The 18,837-nt window shown below is 43.0% G+C and carries 13 protein-coding genes; 5 read left to right on the top strand and 8 right to left on the bottom strand.

Annotated features, from left to right (window positions below; translation table 11 throughout):
* Positions 1 to 53: 53 nt before the first annotated feature.
* From DESPCE1_RS0105790 to DESPCE1_RS0105780, 3 genes are all read left to right on the top strand, one after another.
* On the top strand, positions 54 to 1,421 hold the full coding sequence (locus DESPCE1_RS0105790) for an amino acid permease (protein ID WP_014793179.1): 1,368 nt from the start codon (positions 54 to 56) through the stop codon (positions 1,419 to 1,421).
* A 119-nt stretch (positions 1,422 to 1,540) separates the two neighbouring features.
* Positions 1,541 to 2,929: a tryptophanase gene (locus DESPCE1_RS0105785; RefSeq protein ID WP_014793178.1), complete on the top strand. Its 1,389-nt coding sequence runs from the start codon at positions 1,541 to 1,543 to the stop codon at positions 2,927 to 2,929.
* 321 nt (positions 2,930 to 3,250) lie between these two features.
* The gene (locus DESPCE1_RS0105780) at positions 3,251 to 3,631 is read left to right on the top strand and encodes a RidA family protein (protein WP_019849785.1); all 381 of its coding nucleotides are present in this window, start codon (positions 3,251 to 3,253) and stop codon (positions 3,629 to 3,631) included.
* Between the two features lie 120 nt (positions 3,632 to 3,751).
* On the opposite strand, the gene DESPCE1_RS0105775 is transcribed toward DESPCE1_RS0105780, so the two are convergent.
* Complete coding sequence (locus tag DESPCE1_RS0105775) at positions 3,752 to 6,001, bottom strand: cell wall-binding repeat-containing protein (protein WP_019849784.1); 2,250 nt, start codon at positions 5,999 to 6,001, stop codon at positions 3,752 to 3,754.
* Between the two features lie 1,074 nt (positions 6,002 to 7,075).
* Positions 7,076 to 7,573, bottom strand: coding sequence for a PspC domain-containing protein (locus DESPCE1_RS0105765; protein ID WP_019849782.1), 498 nt, complete (start codon positions 7,571 to 7,573; stop codon positions 7,076 to 7,078).
* Positions 7,574 to 7,775: 202 nt separating this feature from the next.
* Here DESPCE1_RS0105765 and DESPCE1_RS0105760 point away from each other — a divergent pair, with 202 nt between their 5' ends.
* The gene (locus DESPCE1_RS0105760; RefSeq protein ID WP_014793173.1) at positions 7,776 to 8,261 is read left to right on the top strand and encodes a hypothetical protein; all 486 of its coding nucleotides are present in this window, start codon (positions 7,776 to 7,778) and stop codon (positions 8,259 to 8,261) included.
* A 28-nt stretch (positions 8,262 to 8,289) separates the two neighbouring features.
* Here the strand turns inward: DESPCE1_RS0105760 and DESPCE1_RS0105755 are convergent, their stop codons facing one another.
* The 3 genes from DESPCE1_RS0105755 to DESPCE1_RS0105745 all read right to left on the bottom strand — a co-directional run bounded on the left by DESPCE1_RS0105755 (position 8,290) and on the right by DESPCE1_RS0105745 (position 12,786).
* Positions 8,290 to 9,165 (bottom strand): NAD(P)-dependent oxidoreductase, encoded by an 876-nt coding sequence (locus DESPCE1_RS0105755; RefSeq protein ID WP_014793172.1) that lies wholly within the window; start codon positions 9,163 to 9,165, stop codon positions 8,290 to 8,292.
* A gap of 170 nt (positions 9,166 to 9,335) precedes the next feature.
* On the bottom strand, positions 9,336 to 10,301 hold the full coding sequence (locus DESPCE1_RS0105750) for a DUF2935 domain-containing protein (RefSeq protein ID WP_019849781.1): 966 nt from the start codon (positions 10,299 to 10,301) through the stop codon (positions 9,336 to 9,338).
* A gap of 259 nt (positions 10,302 to 10,560) precedes the next feature.
* Positions 10,561 to 12,786, bottom strand: coding sequence for a YcdB/YcdC domain-containing protein (locus tag DESPCE1_RS0105745; protein WP_019849780.1), 2,226 nt, complete (start codon positions 12,784 to 12,786; stop codon positions 10,561 to 10,563).
* A 240-nt stretch (positions 12,787 to 13,026) separates the two neighbouring features.
* On the opposite strand from DESPCE1_RS0105745, the gene DESPCE1_RS0105740 reads away from it, so the two are divergent.
* The gene (locus DESPCE1_RS0105740; RefSeq protein ID WP_019849779.1) at positions 13,027 to 13,578 is read left to right on the top strand and encodes a hypothetical protein; all 552 of its coding nucleotides are present in this window, start codon (positions 13,027 to 13,029) and stop codon (positions 13,576 to 13,578) included.
* A gap of 162 nt (positions 13,579 to 13,740) precedes the next feature.
* On the opposite strand, the gene DESPCE1_RS0105735 is transcribed toward DESPCE1_RS0105740, so the two are convergent.
* The 3 genes from DESPCE1_RS0105735 to cydD all read right to left on the bottom strand — a co-directional run bounded on the left by DESPCE1_RS0105735 (position 13,741) and on the right by cydD (position 18,764).
* Positions 13,741 to 15,144 carry a sodium:proton antiporter gene (locus tag DESPCE1_RS0105735; protein WP_019849778.1) on the bottom strand — a complete coding sequence of 468 codons (1,404 nt, stop codon included), beginning with the start codon at positions 15,142 to 15,144 and terminating at the stop codon, positions 13,741 to 13,743.
* A 105-nt stretch (positions 15,145 to 15,249) separates the two neighbouring features.
* A complete protein-coding gene (gene cydC, locus DESPCE1_RS0105730) occupies positions 15,250 to 17,013 on the bottom strand; it encodes a thiol reductant ABC exporter subunit CydC (RefSeq protein WP_019849777.1) in 1,764 nt (587 codons plus the stop codon).
* A complete protein-coding gene (gene cydD, locus DESPCE1_RS0105725; RefSeq protein WP_019849776.1) occupies positions 17,010 to 18,764 on the bottom strand; it encodes a thiol reductant ABC exporter subunit CydD in 1,755 nt (584 codons plus the stop codon). The genes cydC and cydD overlap by 4 nt, the downstream gene beginning before the upstream one ends.
* Positions 18,765 to 18,837: the final 73 nt, after the last annotated feature.

The following is an 18,837-nucleotide window of genomic DNA, read 5'->3' as shown; positions in this document are numbered from 1 at the left end:
GCATTATCATAAAGTACGCACTATTCAATTACATTATCGGAAGGAGAAATTTTATGAGCAACCAAGAAAACGGTATGCACCGCGGTCTAAAAAACCGGCATATCCAAATGATCGCTCTAGGAGGAGCGATTGGCACAGGTCTTTTTTACGGATCTGCTGCAACGATTGAGCTGGCCGGTCCCGCAATCACATTTTCCTATCTTATTGGTGGATTAGTTATCTTTTTCATCATGAGAATGTTAGGGGAAATGGCCGTTGATGAACCTGTTTCCGGATCGTTTAGTCACTTTGCCTATAAGTATTGGGGGGAATTTCCCGGATTTCTTTCAGGGTGGAATTATTGGTTTAATTATATCGTCGTAAGTATGGCCGAATTGACTGCTGTCGGGATCTATGTGAATTTCTGGTTCCCTGATATTCCTCACTGGGTAACTGCGCTGATATGTCTGGTCTTCATTACTCTGCTTAATCTTATTAGTGTCGGTACCTTTGGTGAATTTGAATTCTGGTTTGCGATTGTCAAAGTCGTGGCAATTATCGGCATGATTGTCTTCGGGTTATTTCTTATCTTCTCCGGAATCAACGGTGAAGCTACAGGATTTGATAATCTTTGGATTCACGGCGGGTTTATTCCCAATGGCATGATTGGTATTTTGTTCTCTTTGGTACCTGTCATGTTCAGCTTTGGCGGAATTGAGCTCATCGGCATTACGGCCGGTGAAGCTGATAACCCCAAAAAATCCATTCCTAAAGCCATCAACCAAGTTATGTGGAGAATTCTTATCTTCTATGTGGGAGCCTTATCTGTCCTGATGGTCATCTATCCCTGGAATCAAGTAGGTGCAGATGGAAGTCCCTTTGTTATGATCTTCTCTAAAATCGGAATTCCCGCAGCTGCAACCATTCTCAATGTCGTTGTTCTAACCGCTGCTCTTTCCGTGTACAACAGCGGCGTCTACAGCAATGGACGCATGCTGTACAGTCTGGCTATGCAAGGAAATGCTCCGAAGATTTTTGGCAAATTAAACAAACGAGGTGTCCCTGTGGCAGGAGTACTGGTCTCTTCCGGAATTACCTTAGTCGCTGTTATACTCAACTTCCTGTTGCCTGGGAAAATTTTTATGTATCTCATGGCCGTAGCGATCATTGCGGCAGTTATTACCTGGACTACGATTATTATCGTAAACCTTAAATTCCGCAAAGCAAAAATCGCTCAAGGTGAAGGAGCAGCTATTGAATTTAAGACCCCCTTCCATCCTTACACAAACTATTTCTGCGCCGTCTTCCTTGTGATGATTGTCATCCTTATGGCCTTTACCGAAAGCATGAAAATGGCCGTGTTTGTTCTTCCCGTCTGGTTGCTCATCCTCTGGATTAGCTTCAAAATCAAAAAATCAAGAGAAATCAAACAAAAAGCTTAACATTGGCATAAATCTTGCATAAAACTAAACTTGAACTTTGTCCCAACTACTCTACCAAATACCGTCCGCTCATCATTTTGATAACCGGGGTATAAATAAACAAAATGGAGGTATTTGTTATGGCTATCAAGTATGTACCCGAACCCTTTCGCATCAAGGTGGTAGAACCCTTGCGGATGCTTACCCACGAAGAAAGAGAGGTAAAAATCGCCGAGGCTAAGTACAATCTTTTCAACCTAAAAGGCGAGGATTGCTACATCGATTTGCTGACTGACTCCGGAACCAATGCCATGAGCCAGGAGCAGTGGGCTGGTGTGATGAGAGGTGACGAGGCCTATGCAGGGGCTTCCAGCTACTTTAAACTCATGGAAGCGGGCAAGGATATTTTTGGCTTTGGCTTTATCCAACCTGTTCACCAAGGTCGTGCGGCAGAGAAAGTTGTATTCCCCTTATTGCTCAGCGAAGGCAAATTTGCAATTTCCAACATGTTTTTTGATACCACTCGCGCTCATGTCATCTTGTCTGGTGCCAGACCCATTGACTGCGTAGTGGCGGAAGCAAAAGATCCATCAAAACGCGCTCCATTTAAAGGGAATATGGACATTGCTAAGATGGAAGAAGTCATCAAAGAAAAGGGTCCGGAAAACATTGGTTTGGTTGTCATGACCATCACCAACAACTCTGCTGGTGGACAACCAGTTTCCATGAAAAATCTTCGTGAAGTTTCTGTTTTAGCTAAAAAATATGGTATTCCTATGTGCATCGACGCAGCTCGCTATGCGGAAAATGCTCACTTCATTAAACGAGATGAGCCAGAATACAAGGATGTATCCATTAAAGATATTGTTCGCGAAATGTTCAGCTATGGCGATCTATTCACTATGTCGGCTAAGAAAGACACTATCGTCAATATGGGCGGTCTTCTTGGTGTTAAAGATGCCGATTCGCCGCTGGTCTTAAAAATCAAAGCTAATTGCATTAGTTATGAAGGCTTCTTCACTTATGGCGGTCTTGCCGGTCGTGATATGGAAGCATTGGCAATCGGTCTCTACGAAGGAATCGATGAAAACTATCTCCGTTACCGGATTGGTCAAATGGAATACCTGGCAGCTCGCTTAGATGATGCAGGTATTGCCTATCAGTCCCCTGTCGGCGGCCACGGCGTATTTGTTGATGCTGCTGCGATGTTCCCCCATATTCCTTACAATGAGTATCCTGGTCAGGTTCTTTGCGTGGAGCTTTATAAAGAAGCCGGCATTCGGACTTGTGATATTGGTTCCTATATGCTGGGCAACGACCCGGATACCGGAGAACAATTAAAGGCCGACTTTGAATTCAGTCGCCTTGCCATTCCACGCCGCGTTTACACCCAAGCCCATCTTGACATTATGGCTGATGCCTTGATAGCAATTAAAGAACGGGCTCACACTATTAAGCGCGGATATAAAATCACTTGGGAACCCCCCATTCTCCGCCATTTCCAAGCATCACTGGCACCCATCGAGTAATATTACTGGGCGGAAGCTTCAACAAAGTTCAATCATAAATTAAACTTCGTAGTATTGGAAGCCCGGAACCCCATTGCAAATAGGGCTCCGGGCTTCCCTCGTTTTCATTGACAAGCCAGTGATGCATGATAATTCATGTCATCTTGATGAAGATATTTAATCGAATAGTACTAAAAATATAATTCTGTTTTTACAGAGGTATTCACATATTGATAAGCAAAACAGAAGACGTTTACACCCGATCAGTGTTATAATAAAACCATAATCCGATTAATTTACTTAGAATTCGCTTCGATGAACATTTGAACAGGAGGTTGCTTTATGTCCATTAATGTTTTACATACCGACAAGGCTCCTGCAGCCATCGGTCCTTATTCTCAAGGAATCAAAGTAGGAAATTTGGTATTTACTTCGGGGCAATTACCTATCAATCCCGCCACCGGTGAATTAGAAAATGATATCCGTAAAGCGACCCAACAATCCTTGGAAAATGTAAAGAACATTTTAGAAAGTGCCGGAACTTCCATGGATAAAGTCGTCAAAGTCGGAGTCTTTCTGAGAGATATGAACGATTTTGCCGCCATGAATGAGGTGTACGGAACCTTCTTTACAACAAATCCACCTGCTCGTTCAGCAATACAAGTCGCCAGGCTTCCCAAGGATGCCATCGTTGAGATTGAAGCCATCGCTTTAGCCGAGTAAAACAGGAAACACAGGCCACGATTTTCAGTCGTGGCCTGTGTTATAAGAGTTTCTTTCTATACAATGGGTTAGAGAGAAGAGGAGGGGTAATTCCCTCCTTTTAATTTTTCAATTTAAGTCTTACTCGTTGCCTTCTGCGGGTGCTTTAGTGACGACCACTTCACCCATGGTGGAAGCAAGGACTTTACTTTCTTGACCCTCTGCAGCAACGGTCATGACTTCTAAGGTGTACTTATAGGTTCCCACTTCACTAAAAGCTACTTTGAATTGGCTTGCAGCATTCATGAAGGGAAATCCTGATTCAGGACCATAAAAGGCGCTGTTCTCTGCATCCAAAGGAAGTGCTTTATAGGTTCCGTCGTTTTCAAGGTATTGAAGGACCATTTTCTCTTTATCCCCTTGGGTTAAAGTGATTTTTACACGAACTTTGGTGGTGGCTGCTGCAGGCTCAGCAACAAAGCTGTTCGGAGCCGTGGTCACTTCAAAATCAACCGTTTCGCCCACCGTTAATTCTTCAGCTAATCCGGAAACGATGGCAGGTGCGGCAAGAAGTTTTGTATCCCCGGTTAACTCAGTGTTTTGAACGGCAAATTTACGTCCGTCTTGGTATTGGATGGTGATAATAGCTTTAGTAGGAACATCATCAACTGTTCCGTTAAAATCACCATAGGTCCAGTAGCCATCGTTTTCAAAGGTCCCATTGATATTGAAAGGAGACGAAAGCTGCTTGTCGGTTGATTCGAAGAGCTTGGCATTATTAGCACGGGTTGCCTTATTGGTTGCCAGGATCGTCTCTTCTATTTGCTCTTCTTCGGAAGCTTCATCTTTAATGGTTTCTACTTTAACCAAGCTCACTTCAATGCTCTGTAAATCTACAGGAAGCTTGTCTACTAAAGAAAATCCAACATTATAACCGTTAACTCCAGATACTTGCATTACACTAAAGTCTTCAGCTTTGATGTGATTAAGCGCTTCTTTGTTAAGCTCTTCCGGATTACCGGCAAGGTTTGTATTGACGACTTCATAGACACGGCCATCCAAATAGGTCACTTTGATGACTGCTTTGGTAGGAACATCAAGAACACTTCCGTTCCATTTACCATAAGACCAAAAACCGTCTGCAGAGAAGTTTCCGTCAATGTTGAAAGGAGAGGAAAGTTGAGTTGCTGTGGGGTAAGAATTAAAGAGTTTATCCATGCTGGTGTTTTTGGAAAGAACGGTTTCTCCTTTGTAAAGGGTGACTTCAACGCTTGCCAAATCTCTTGCGTTTCCATCAACGATTTGGAGTCCTACATTGTAACCGTTAACACCAGATAACTGCATAACAGCGAAATCTTGCGGACGAACATGGTTAAAGGTGAGAACTTTGTCCGTTACGACGGTGGGTCCACCCACAGCCACGATGCTCTTTTCTCCCAATTTTGGAAGCAAGAAATCTTCTGTTTTTTTGCTCAGCTCTTTATCTGTTAAAACAATAGGAGAATTGGTTTTTGCGGCAAGAGCCGATACAACTAAAGCGTCCACGAGATGGTCATCATAACCATTGCCTGCGTAAACCTTGTTATACTCTAAATCAGTGAAGGTTTTTAATACTTCTAAGTTGGTATCGAAACGGTCATCACCGAAAATACGAAATTTACTTTCACCATCGGTTCCAGGCAGTTCTTCATATACTTTTTTATTGACAGTTATTTCCCCACCAAGTACATAGGTTTCTTTCACTTGGTCCTTGATTTCATCAAGGTATTCTGCTTCGACTTCAGGCAACCCATTTTGATCTGCTAAGAGGATGGGCATATTCTTAGCAGCAGCAATAGACGCTACAGAAAGGGCATCAGCATATTTATAAGCTGTGGTTACCATGATCCCTTCTACACCTTCGAGTTGACTGGCGATATTTTTAGCAGTCTCGAAGCGATCTTTACCACCTAATTCTTCTTTAATCTCAATTTCTAATTTGTTCTCTTTAAAAGCCTTTTCCAAGGCTTCTCTTTTAATAGCACCGCTTACAGTGTAAACTTTTTCAACTTTTAAGGTTTTAAGTGCTTCGATGGTTGCTTCCGGAATGTCAGTACCATGAGTCAAAAGAATCGGTGCATCTACAGAATTGGCAAAAGGTGCTGCAGTTAAAGCATCCACTAAGTTTTCGCTTTTACCTGAAGCAAGAATTGCCACTTTAGAGGTTTCCCAGCCTTCCGTTGCAACTTTGGCAGCAGTTTCAAAACGATCTTCACCGTACAGACGATTCAATGATGTTTTACTTTCAGAAGATACTTGAGTACCTGCTAATACGGCAGCCGGAAAAGCTGTGCCAAGAACCATAGTTGCAACAATAACACTGGATAGTACACGAGCTCTTGTTTTCTTCATTCGAATAATTGCCCCCTATAATGTAATGTTGATTTCTCGTGCCGGCATGATATTACTCAGCAACTGCATGTATATATTATTAGTTTCAAAACTATATATAACTATATATACATTGCAATGCCCATTGTAATCACTTACCGCAATACCAATGTTATATCAACAGATGATATAAGTCATTAGGATGTTACTGGAAGCTCTTTTGATATATTTAAACCAATTTTATCTCAAACATCGTATAGAGGCATCTCTGTACAAGGTATGACTCTATGCCTTGGTGCAAATGCTAAAATAGTACAAGTCGATTGGTAACTTATGTAAGATGGCTGGAATATCCTGGAATAGAACATTGGGTACTAGGTAATTATATATCTGTGTTTATCCATAAGGAGGGAATAAAATGCACCTTTTCTCGCCAACAAAACCTCAAGTTAATCCTTCAGGCACCCCTCAAGCCAATTCTCGATCCTTTCAAAATAATATAAATAATCTCCCCAAAGGATCCTCTACACCCTCTACACCTTCTACGCCCTCTTTGCCCTCTACACCCTCTTCGCCCTCTTCTACTCCTCCATCTTTATCTCCTGTATCTTCTCAGTCATCAACTCCAGTTACTAATGCTCCCATGCCACACCCCCCGTTAAAAACGATGGAAAAGAGTCCTCATCCACAAACCCAACTTCAACCATCTGCTCAAACTCCCACAAACCCTGCTTCCCAAAGTAATCCAAAACCCGTTCAAACCAACTTGAAACCAGCTGCAAAAGCTACCAGCAACCCGAATTTCACACCAAAATCTGTTGCACCGGCTTCCGGGAATGTTAATTCTGAACTTAAATCTCTTCTGCAAAAGCAGGGTGTTAATCTTATACAAAACTTCGGCCCTGCTTTAGCCCGGGAGTTTGGGGCACCATTAGCACGAAACATCGCTCCTCAGCTCGCTGAACGTTTGGGCCCTCCCCTTGCCGAAAAAGTTGCTCTACCCTTAATAAAAAGAGTAGGCTTCCCTTTGGCAAAAAGGGTAGGCCTACCGTTAGCTAAAAAATTAGGCGGACTGATTTTAACACGAATCGGCTTTTAAGATCTTCTCCAAATCAATGCGGCTCCTATAATAATTAAAACCAGGGGCCACATTTTACTTATAGTATCCCATAGAGGTAACCATTGATTGGCTAGAAAAAAGACACCGAGAACAATCAGGATTAACCCGGCAGTTCTGCCGCGCTGAGAGTGTCTTGTATCTGAACTATAGGTCGAACTCGAATAGGATGTGGAACCGGCAAAGGAATCCACTCCGAATTCTCGGGCAGTATCCTTGACGTTTTGGACGACTTCATCCACGATATCTTGCACATGTTCTCCTTGTCCTCCAAAAGAGATAGAGGGATCCCGTTGGTCACTGGGGATAATAAGCAAGGCTGCAATATAAAGAAGTATGCCGGACCCTCCCATGAATAACGTGACAAGAGCAACTAAGCGGACCAAGGTGACATCTACATCGAAATACTTGGCCATTCCACCACATACTCCGCCAATCATTTTTTCCTTTGAAGAACGATACAAACGATTTGTCATGCTTAAATTTCCTCCCTGTACTATCTCCAAAATACGATTAATTCTTTGTATAATAAAGATAGGGTCTTTAAAAGTTTACCCATAGTATTCACTGGCTCTTTCACTTTTTAATACGTACAAGATTCTCAAAAGGTTTCATCAAGGACCCCGTGTACATACTCATTAATTCAAGGAATTAAAATACGCTGAGGAGGATTTACACATGGAAAAAAATAAAGGGATTTTAGGAATACTCCTTATTGGATTAGGTACAATTTTGTTATGTTCTAATCTCTTTGGGTTTCGATTCGGAAATATCGCCATTCATTGGCCATTGTTGATTATTGCCTTAGGTGCAGTCTTTGAATGGTTATACTTATCGGATAAGAAAAATCCCGGACTTCTGGTTCCTGGTGGAATCCTCCTCGTCCTTGGTTTTCTCTTCGAGTTTGAGATGCTAACTGACTGGCGCTTTTCTGAGTATACTTGGCCTATCTACCTCCTGGCGGTAGCCTTTGGTCTTTTTCAGCTTTATTTAGCCTCAGACCGCCGAAGAGGGCTTCTCGTTCCTGTAGGAGTTCTTAGCGGTATTGCATTATTATCTTATCTAGCCTATATTTTTAAAGCCATATCCGCCGCGATTAATTTTGGCATACTTGTCCCACTGATTCTCATCGTTCTTGGACTTCTGCTTATTTTCCGAAAATAGCCCCAAAAATCTTAACCCCCAATAATTCTTATTTCATATATAGTTTATATAAAGCATGTGTACCGCTGTTTTCCTCTCCATCATCAGCTAATTGTTCATAAAGTGATTTCGCCAGCTCAAGACCAGGAGTCATCAACCCCATTTCCTTGGCTGATTCTAAGGCAATGTTCATATCTTTGATAAAATGTTTTACATAAAAACCTGGTTCAAAATGTCCGGCAATCATCCTTGGCCCAAGGTTGCTCAAGGACCAGCTGCCCGCTGCTCCTCCCCCGATACTGTCGAGGACCCGGTTGGGATCTAAACCGGCCTTTTGAGCATAAGCTATAGCTTCACAAACTCCAACCATCCCCGCAGCAATGGTGATTTGGTTAGACATTTTTGTATATTGTCCTGCCCCGGCCGGTCCATGCAGGATTATATTTTTACCCATGGCTTCAAAGATGGGCTTAACCTTATTAAATACCTCTTCTTCACCGCCAACCATTATGACAAGGGTACCGTTTTTCGCCCCCACATCCCCGCCGGATACCGGAGCATCCAAAATATCAATACCCTTGCTTTTTCCTTCGAGAGCGATCCTTTTAGCTAGAAAAGGGCTGGAAGTCGTCATATCAATAAGAACGCTCCCAGACTTAGCATTAGAGATTAGCCCCTCTTCACTCAAGTAAACTTCTTCCACATCCTTAGGATAGCCGACAATGGTGATGACCACATCGGATAACCCAGCAAGTTCGGCTACTGAATCCACCCACCGTGCACCTAGGGGAAAAAGTTCCTCAGCACTGGCTTTAGTCCGGTTAGTGACCGATACAAAATACCCAGCCTTCAAGAGGTTTTTGACCATACTGCGTCCCATGACTCCAGTTCCCACAAAGCCAATTTTAAGATTATCTTTACTCATTGCAATTTCTCCTTTTGTAAATCTATATTTGCTTTCATAATCTCATTATTTCTTAATGCTTCTCTATATTATACCAGCTTATCCTGCTCAGAGAAAACCAAAAGGAGCATCGCACCCCCTTTGGGCTTTCCGCAATGCTCCCAGAGTTTTTTGTACTTAACTATATCTTTTTATCCCTTTCCACCCTTGAATTCCGGTAATGGTAAGCCGAGGATGCGCAGATAATGAATAGCCTCTCTTAAGATGTGATCGGCCAGCAAAGGAAGAATCAAAGATCTCAAGCGACAGCATAGGATAGCGTCCGTTCCTGCTGCCTTGTATTCCTTAAACTCTTCGGTTACCCGGATGGTTTCATTGGTAATCCGTCTAAGGTTCTGCGCAGGCACCGACCCATTTCCCAACTGACTTAAGAGCTGTTCATAAGCTTGAGCAAAATGGTCGGCTCGGCTAATCATAGCCTTTTCTGTGGGATCCAGCAAATGGCTGATAACTTCGGCATGCTCCTTCATAATATGGTCCCAGAACATTTGCATTTCCACCATGTGATACGTGGGGTCCATATACTGATGGCTTTGCAGTTTCTTAATCTGCCTCATATACATTTCTGTTTCTTTCATTTGATGTTCATAGAGGGCTGGGAAGTTATGACTGGTGATGCAACACCGAAGAATTTCATGCAAAGCCCGCTCAGTAAACTCGTAGACAAGGCAAGCACAAGCCAGGGCTTTTTCGTTCAGTGCATGGACTTGCTCCGCTATTTCCGGCTCACAGGGAACCATGCCCATCCCCACGCCCATATAAGGGTGTAAGCCCATGGTTTCCACGGTCAACTGAGAGTTTATTGGAATACAGGTAAGTTCTTGGGTCTTTTGCTCCGCCTTTAAGGTTTTATTGGTAAACAACTCTCCTGACTTCATGACTTCAATGCCCACTTTTCCATCGGCTAGACAATTGGCTTCATGCAAGATTTCTTCAAACTGGCACTTAAGAGCATCTGCTTCCTGAATCCAATCTACATCTTTACACATAAAGCCGCTTTCCAAAAAGATAAGATGCTCTTTTATAATCCTAGCCCAAAAGAGGTGCAGTTCCAAGGATTCCCGAATGAAATCACCAGTCATTGGCAGGGTACTCATAGAGGCAACTCCTTTCCATAAATGCCCCAGGGGCATAGTTTTTTCTGACACAGCATATTCAGAAAGAGCACTAATAGCAACCCATTTGGGCTTTCCTTTTTATTCCATCATTTAAGACTAGATCTCCCCTTAACCTAAAAAGACTGTAAAAGGCAATCCATACCTTTTACAGTCTTTCCTTATATCCTAAACCCTGGTTTATCTATCCTGTTCTTTGTACCACTATGCTTTATATTGCAGTTTGAATGAGTCTCTTTAATTAACGATTCGACTGTAATGCTTTTACTAAAGCATAAGCGGCTTCAGCACGAGTCATTTTCTTGGTAGACTCAAATTTATTACCCTCGATGTTCATGATCCCTAACCCCTTGGCCAAAGAAATATAACCAAGACTTCCATCACTAAAAGTATCGGCATCCTCATAAGGAACTTGGAAAAGCTCCTCAATCTGAGCAATTTTCTCCAGTTGCAACATCCGAATGGCTAATTTGGCTTGGAACTCGCGGCTGACTTGATCATTAAGAGACAGGTTCTCTTTTACCCAACCCAGTTCCTTGACTTGCTTTAAGAGCTCTTCATCGCTTAATCCTTGATAGGACCAAACGCCGTTTTTGGCAATCAGCATTGATTTTAGCAACGATTTTACGGTAACCTGCTCATTTGGTCTGAATTCATCACCATACTCACCAAATGCACCGGCTTGACCGAGGAGTCTTATTTCTTCTTCAGCAAAGCTGCCCGAGATATCACCGAAATTATAGGGTCGTGGCTGCTCGGTAATGGGTTTACCTTGCCAATCAAGAAATTCACCGGTTTTGGCATCCATAATGTTAGAAACTGCAAAACTGTTGTCCATTTTAGGCTGATACACTAAGCGGATATCTGATAACTGGCCGTTCTTGTAGATTTGAACATATTTGAGTTCCAGGGGTCTCTTATTTAAGAAGGTATCCTCACCCTGTTTTTGGTTCATAGCCTGGGAGACACTAGGGAAATTCACATCAGAGAAATCCATGCTATAGCTGACAATTTTCTGGGTATTGCGCTCTACGGAGACAGAGAAACCATTGTCGGGCACAGGTACTCCATTGACGATTCGCTCATAGCGGAAATCGTGGTTGGGCTGATCTTCAGGATACTTTTGACCATTGTCCAGAACCTCTAAATACTCAACCTGTTGAACGCGATTAGGCTGAATTTTCTTGATGAAAGCATCGGCAATTGCTTTCGCTGCAGCCCGATCGATGGCATCCGGGCTTTTGGACTGTGGGGTGGAAGAATAGGTATTAAACCCAATGACTTCACCTGTAGCCGCATCCACACGGGCATAGGCATAGTTATATCCATCCACGCTTTCCTCTGTACTCCAATCAAAGGACCATACACGTTTCTGGCTTAAGCCCCCTTCAAAGCCAAGATTGGCGCTGCGCAGGGTAAGTTTATCCGGTATTTCCACCCATTTCTTGACGTTTTCAATAGCTTTTTCCTGAGTAAGCAGTTTAGATGTATCGTCCACTTCTTTTTGCTCGGCAGGTGCTAAAGCATTTTCTGAGGACTTCGCCATTCCACCCATACCACCGATTGCGTCTAAAGCAGTATCGCTATAAAGCCATTCTCCGGAATTAAGCTTTAGGGGTTCTCCCGTTTTAGCATCAATCATACCGCTGAAAGATTGATTGCCTAATTTGTAAACTAAGAGAGCGTCTTTCTTGGCATCTTTTGCCTGACTATCCAGAGGTCTAACACCTGAGTTAAGGAAATATTGCAGCTGGAGAAGATTATTTTTGGCAAATGCTTCACGAGCCTTAGCTGCACTGATAACACCATTGAGATCAGGAATACTTTCTTTGCTCCATGTGAGAGAATACCCTGTAATCGTGCCATCATAAGCATTCACTTGAATGGATACTCCATTGCTTGGGAAAGCAACTCCATTGGCTACCCTCTTCCATTGCACGGAATAGGTCGTATACCCATTGTCTATCACGGGTGTGATTTGCGTGTTTTCCGACACTAACTGTAATTGATTGAGTCGATCTCCTAGGATCTTGTTCACTAGGCCTTGAGCGATATCTTTAGCCTCTTCATAGGAGTATTTGGGAACACTGGTCTGGGAGGATGGACTTATGGGATTCCAGCAATTCATATAGATAACTTCGCCGGTACTTACATCTACTTGAGCATTAAAACTACCGCCGGCATCCTTCTTTGAATTCCAATTTAAGGACCAGGTCTGTCTTTCATTATAACTATTATAGCCCGAAGTAAATTCAGTATATCCCTCAGGAACGGTAAAGTTCTTTTTAACGAGTTTAATTGCATCCTCTAAACTCACTTTAACCTGTGCCGGAATGGCGATCTTTTCAACCGCACTTATGGGGCTTACACTCACCTCAGATGCCGCCATAACGGAGGCAGGTAATGCACCTTGCATTAATAAGGCCACAGCCATAGGAATTGCTAATTTACGTACTTTCTTATTCATTTTTCCATTCCTTTCTTACCTTGTCTTTTTCAACCTCTGTTACCATAATAGACGAAAAATCTTGTTCCAATATGACGTTAAAAAATAATTATAAAATAAAATCATAATTATTAATCATTTTTCTTTTACCACTATTTTCAATATGATACATTTTTCTAAACATTTACAATAATCAGAAGGTGTTTTGGATTTTTCGCAGAATATCTAGATAAGGACTAAAATAACAGGAGTGAGAAGAAAATGAAACGCAGTGTTTGGGTCTTTTCAGTTCTCTTAGCCACCCTATTTCTTCTTGGCCATTGGATTCCTGGCTTTTCGGCACACTCTACTTTGAATACCCCCAACCAACCTGCTCTAGCCTCACCATTCATCGACCCCCTTACTCCGGCTGAGCGTAAAGAGATGGAGACTTTGGCACTTGATTTTATAAAAAGCTATTATACTTATTCTTTGGATAATTATTTGGAAGAGGGTCTAAAACTCCTCCCCCTTTTGACACAGGATTATCAGGAAGCCTATAGCAGTTCTCTCGAGAAAAGCTACATTGCAGCCAAAGCCATTAATGCCAAGTCTTCAGTAGAAAGCGCACTTGTCCTGGCTCTGGAGAAAACTGCTCCAGATACAAGCATAATTAAAATGCAATTTAAAGCAAAGGTTTTGACCCATGATGTTGAAACCTTAAATCGCTATAGTGCAGTTTTAGAGTTAAAAAAAGAGGATGGGGTATGGCTAATTCATGGCATAACGGAAGAAGAGCCTGTTGCTTTCTCCAATCTTCAGGGTTTATTGTAATTCTGAAAAAAATTACGTTTTTTCAGAATTACAATACTTAATATAATACATTAAAACTCCCGTGGAGATGGTCTCGTGATGTTCACTAGACTATTTCCATCGGGAGTTTTTGTTTCATGTCATTAGTATATTGAATACCATGAGGCACCGCCCCTCAAAATCTTAGAGAAAGAAAAGCCAGGTTACTATCCCAAAGAGGGGAAGGAGAATGCAGAAGCTATACGCCATATAGCCGAAAAAGCTAGGCATTTTTACTCCGGATTCTTCAGCAATGGAGCGAACCATAAAGTTAGGGGCATTGCCGATATAGGTAACCGCTCCAAAGAACACCGATCCAGCAGAAATTGCCAGAAGGTATAAGGGCTGGTCGACTAAGAACTGAGCCACTGCAGGGNCTTCAGCCATACCTGGATAGAATTGACCTAAAGCAGTACTAAAGAAGGTTAGGTACGTTGGGGCATTGTCAAGGAAGCTGGACAATGCTCCGGTAATCCAGAAGTATTGAACCGGCTCTTTGACTGCTGCAGTAATAAAAGACAAAGCTCCGGACTCACCAGCCTTCAATATCGCTAAAGCAGGAGCCATGGTTACAAAGATTCCGAAGAAGAGATAAATGATCTCCAAAATTGGCCCCCAGGAGTATTCGTTTTCCTCACGAACTGCCTTGGGTGTGATTTTCATGGAGATAACCACAATAGCTACAAGTACCAGATTACGGATAACATCCTGCCAGCCAAGATGAACCCCCAGAATAGATACTTCGCTCATCTTAACATAACCGCTAAATAGAATAACACCAATAATTGCGGCTAACAGAATAAAGTTTTGAACGCCTAAAACTTCCAATCTTTTTCCCAACGTTGAATCTCCACTGGAGTTATCTTTGGCTGCAACCCCATTGCAAGAAGATGAAGCAAAGGCTAAATTGCCTTCTTTTTGTTCCTTAGCCAGAAAGTACTTATCAAAAGCGATATAAATGAGTAAAAGCCCGGCCAGCACTACAGCCATAGGGGTAATAAGGCGTAAGGTCCAAAAGAAAGGCACTCCGTGTAAAAAGCCCAGGAAAAGCGGCGGATCCCCTAATGGGGTCAATGCTCCTCCCACATTGGCAACCATAAAAATAAAGAATACTACCATAAAGGCCTTATACTTACGATCCTTATTCACACGCAGGAATGGGCGGATTAATAACATAGCCGCTCCTGTAGTCCCCATCCATGAAGCGATAATAGCCCCGATCGTCAGGAAACCTGCATTGACCCAAGTTGTCCCCTTTAAGGATGTACGAACTAAGATTCCACCACCGACTGTAAATAAGGACCCGATAAGAACGATAAAGGGAATGTAATCCGCGATGAGTAAATGGAGCAGCTCATCAACACCTTGTTTTCCATAAGCTACGATCAGTGGAACAGCAAGCAGTGCTGCCCAGGCAGCTGATACCTTACCAAAATGATGATGCCAAAATTTTGGAAACAGAACAGGCCCCAGTGCAATGGACAACAACATACCTACAAAAGGAATGACTGAATACAATGGCAATAAAGTACCTAAAGAGTGTTCCATTTTTTCCTCCTTCAATTTTCTAGCAGATAAAGCAGTCTTCCGGTTTACAATTCATATATTAGTACAAAAATTAATTTATAACAATAAACAAAGTGTTTCAAAATCCTAGATTTCGCTGCCATTTTCCCATAGACGCCGGTACAAACCTTTCCGCTTCATAAGATCCTCATGCTTCCCATATTCAAAGATTCTTCCCTTTTCCAACACTAGTATTTCGTCCAGATCTTTCACAAATCCAAGATGATGGGTAATAACAATCAGTATCCTATCTTCTGTCAAAGCCAATAATTCTTCTTTAAGCTCTCCTTCTGTTACTGGGTCCAGTCCATTGGTTGCTTCATCTAGAATAAGGATAGGTGCATCTTTTAATAGGACACGTGCGATAGCAAGGCGCTGCTGTTGTCCACCGGAGAGCTTCATCCCCCCTTCTCCGATTAGAGAATCATACCCTTGAGGGAGGGAAAGAATAAAATCATGAATTTTTGCCCTCCGAGCTGCTTCGAATAGCTCCTCATTAGTAGCCTCCGGCTTAGCCAATAATAGATTTTCTTTTACCGTAGCATGGAAAAGATGCGATTTTTGAGCCACTATGCCAATCTTTTCCCTAATATCCAGGGGCCTTAGCTCTTTTATATTTACCCCGCCTAGGCGAATCTCCCCAGCATTTGGTTCCCAGAATCGAACCAAGAGATTGACAAGGCTGCTTTTTCCTGCTCCGCTTCGACCCACGATGCCAATCCGCCTGCCTCGTGGTATCTTAGCAGAAATATTATCTAATACCCAGGGACCATCTGGGTCGTATCGAAAACTCACGTTAACAAATTCAAGTTCACAATTTTGAAAGATTGACCTTTCTTCCGATCCATCGCTGATGCCAGTGCTGATTTCCTTACTCTCATCCTTCTCCAGAAGCTTCTGTCCTTTATCTATCAAATTCTTAAGGCGTCTTCCCGCCGCCTCATTTTCCTCTAAATGATGCTGGCTGACAGGCAGCGGAATCACTGCCTCAAAACTGCTCAGTACTCCCAAAGCCAACATACCCAACAGAATCCCGTCAATCTGCCCCTGCTTTACGAGAAAAATCCCCAGAACCAGAACAGCCAGCATTCCTAAATGGGAAATCATCCCCATAAGGGCATTAGATATCCCTGTCACTCTAGCCATCCTTCGATCCGACCGGCTGAGTTCACTCTGGGCTTCTTGAATCCGCTGAAAAACAGCCCCGGTCTGCCCAAAAGCCAGCATTTCCGGCATCCCCTGCAAACTATCCAAAATAAAGGTATGCATTTTGGCTTTGGCCTGGATTTTCATCTGACCGATACCATTCCCTAAGGCCCGGATAAGAAAAGGAAGAGCTACACCTGCTGCCAAAAAGAAAGCCGCCAAGATAGTGGTGAAACCTTGATTAAAATGAGCGAGAAAACCTCCATAGCCAAGCAAAACCAGCACGGCGACGAGAGGAGGAGCCAGTACACGCAAAAATAAATTTTGCTGTACCTCCACATCTCCCACAATGCGGCTGAGTAAATCCCCGCTGTGCACATCCTTAAGTTGGGCGGGGGCTAGTGGTTCAATGCCCTTATAAACGATCATCCGAATACGGCTTAACACCCGAAAGGTAACATCATGGGAAACTAGACGTTCACAATAGCGAAAAACCGCTCGGGAAATTCCAAAGAAACGAACCCCTACGATAGTTATCATCAAATCCATAATCGGGGGCTGTAAGGCTGCCCGAGCCAGCAAATAGGAAGAGGTCGCCATTAAGCCAATATGGCTGGTAACAGTTAAGGCACTTAATAACAAAGCCAGGCATACCCTTGGCCAGAAGGGAAGAATTTCTTTGATTATCCACCTTAGATTTTTCATCCCTCTTCCCTCCCATAGGTGCTTACGAAACGGGCATATAATCCTTGATTATTCAGAAGCTCTTGGGGAGAACCCTGCTCAATGATTCTCCCTTTATCAAGTACCAGGATCCGATCCGCCTGGATTGTAGTCTTCATTCGATGAGTCGTAAAAATTACAGTCCTCCCCTGACAAAGGCCCTCTAAAGCTGTCAGTAGATCCTTTTCATTTTCATTATCCAACCCGCTGGTTACTTCATCCAATAATAACAGGGGGGAATCCTTAAGGAAGGCCCGGCCAATAGCTATGCGCTGGGCCTGTCCTCCGCTTAAACGAGCTCCTCCCTCGCCAACAAGGGTATCATAGCCTTGAGGAAGTTCGGTGATGAATTCATGGGCCATAGCTAACTGAGCAGCTTTTACCACGTCCTCCAAAGATGCTTCAGGGTTACCAAATCGAATATTATCCATAACCGACCCAGCAAAAAGATAAGGCTTCTGGGGAACATACGAGATCACTTTCCGCCAGGTTGCCGGCGGGATCGTGCTTAATACAGTATTATTAATCAGCACCTCGCCTTGGGAAGGCTCTGCGAAGCGAAGCAGAATCTGAAGAATGGAGCTTTTTCCAGCACCACTGGGTCCGATTAAAGCCACGCGCTCACCAAAGCGAAGTGTAAAATTTATATCCTTTAAAACCCTTTCGCCCTCTTTTTCATAGCATAGGTCCACTTGCTTAAAAGTAAGCCATGGTGCTTCTTTATTTCCTTCGAACAAATAAACGGGCTCCTTAGCTCCTTTGATCAGCTCGAACTCTGATTGACTTTCAAGCTCAAGAACTTCAAAAATACGATTAGCAGCATTGCTCCCTGAGAGTCGTGCGTGAAAATGCAAGCCCAAGGTTCTTAAGGGCAAATAGAACTCCGGAGCTAATATCAGGATAAAGAGTGCCTCAGAATAAGGAATCGTGCCATTAATCAAACGAATACCCAAGGTTACGGCGATAATAGCAGTGCTAATCATGCCCATAAACTCCAAGACAAAAGCCGATAAAAAAGCTATTTTCATGACGCCCATGGTATTCTTTCGAAATGTTTCACTGACTCGACCAATCACAACCGCTTGGTCCTTGCTCCGGCCGAATAGTTTCAGTGTGGTTAAACCTTGGAGCATATCAAGAAAATGGGCGCTCATACGGCTTAGACTTTGCCATTGCTGCAGGGACTTTTTCTCAGCAAGTTTTCCAATCAATATCATGAAGAAGGGGATTAGGGGTCCGGTTAGGATTAAGATCGTTGCGGATTGAAAATCCTTGGGGAAGATAAATACTAAAGTAAGTATTGGTACTAATACGGCCAAAATAAGTTGGGGGATATAGCGAGCAAAATAGTCATCCAAGGCCTCAATCCCCTCTACGGCTGTGTTGAGCAGTTCCCCCCCTCGTTCACCCCGGGCATACACCGGCCCCAAGGAGAGGATCTTGTGCAGAAAACGGACTCTTACTCTTTCCTTCACACGGATAGCGGTCTCACGGGCAGTTACCTCACTAAAATACTGAAGAAGCGCCCTAACTCCAATGACAGCCAAAATACCTAAAAGATAACCTTTTGTTTGTAGAAAAGGAGCATCTTCCAGAAAGACTTGAGCAATCACCTGTGAGAGTAGATAAGCTTGAGCAATAGCAAGTAAAGCGATTCCTACACCCAGTGCTACGGTTCCCAAAAGATATTTTTTAACATATTTACCTTCCCGCATCAATCGCTTATCAAACATAATTTAAAAAAGGGGCAAGATAACTTGCCCCATCCCCCTATCAATTAAATTACGTATCCACGCCATGTTTATA

The sequence above is a fragment of the Desulfitobacterium sp. PCE1 genome, from assembly GCF_000384015.1.
Taxonomy (GTDB): Bacteria; Bacillota; Desulfitobacteriia; order Desulfitobacteriales; family Desulfitobacteriaceae; genus Desulfitobacterium; species Desulfitobacterium dehalogenans.
This window is presented reverse-complemented; position numbering and strand designations above follow the sequence as displayed.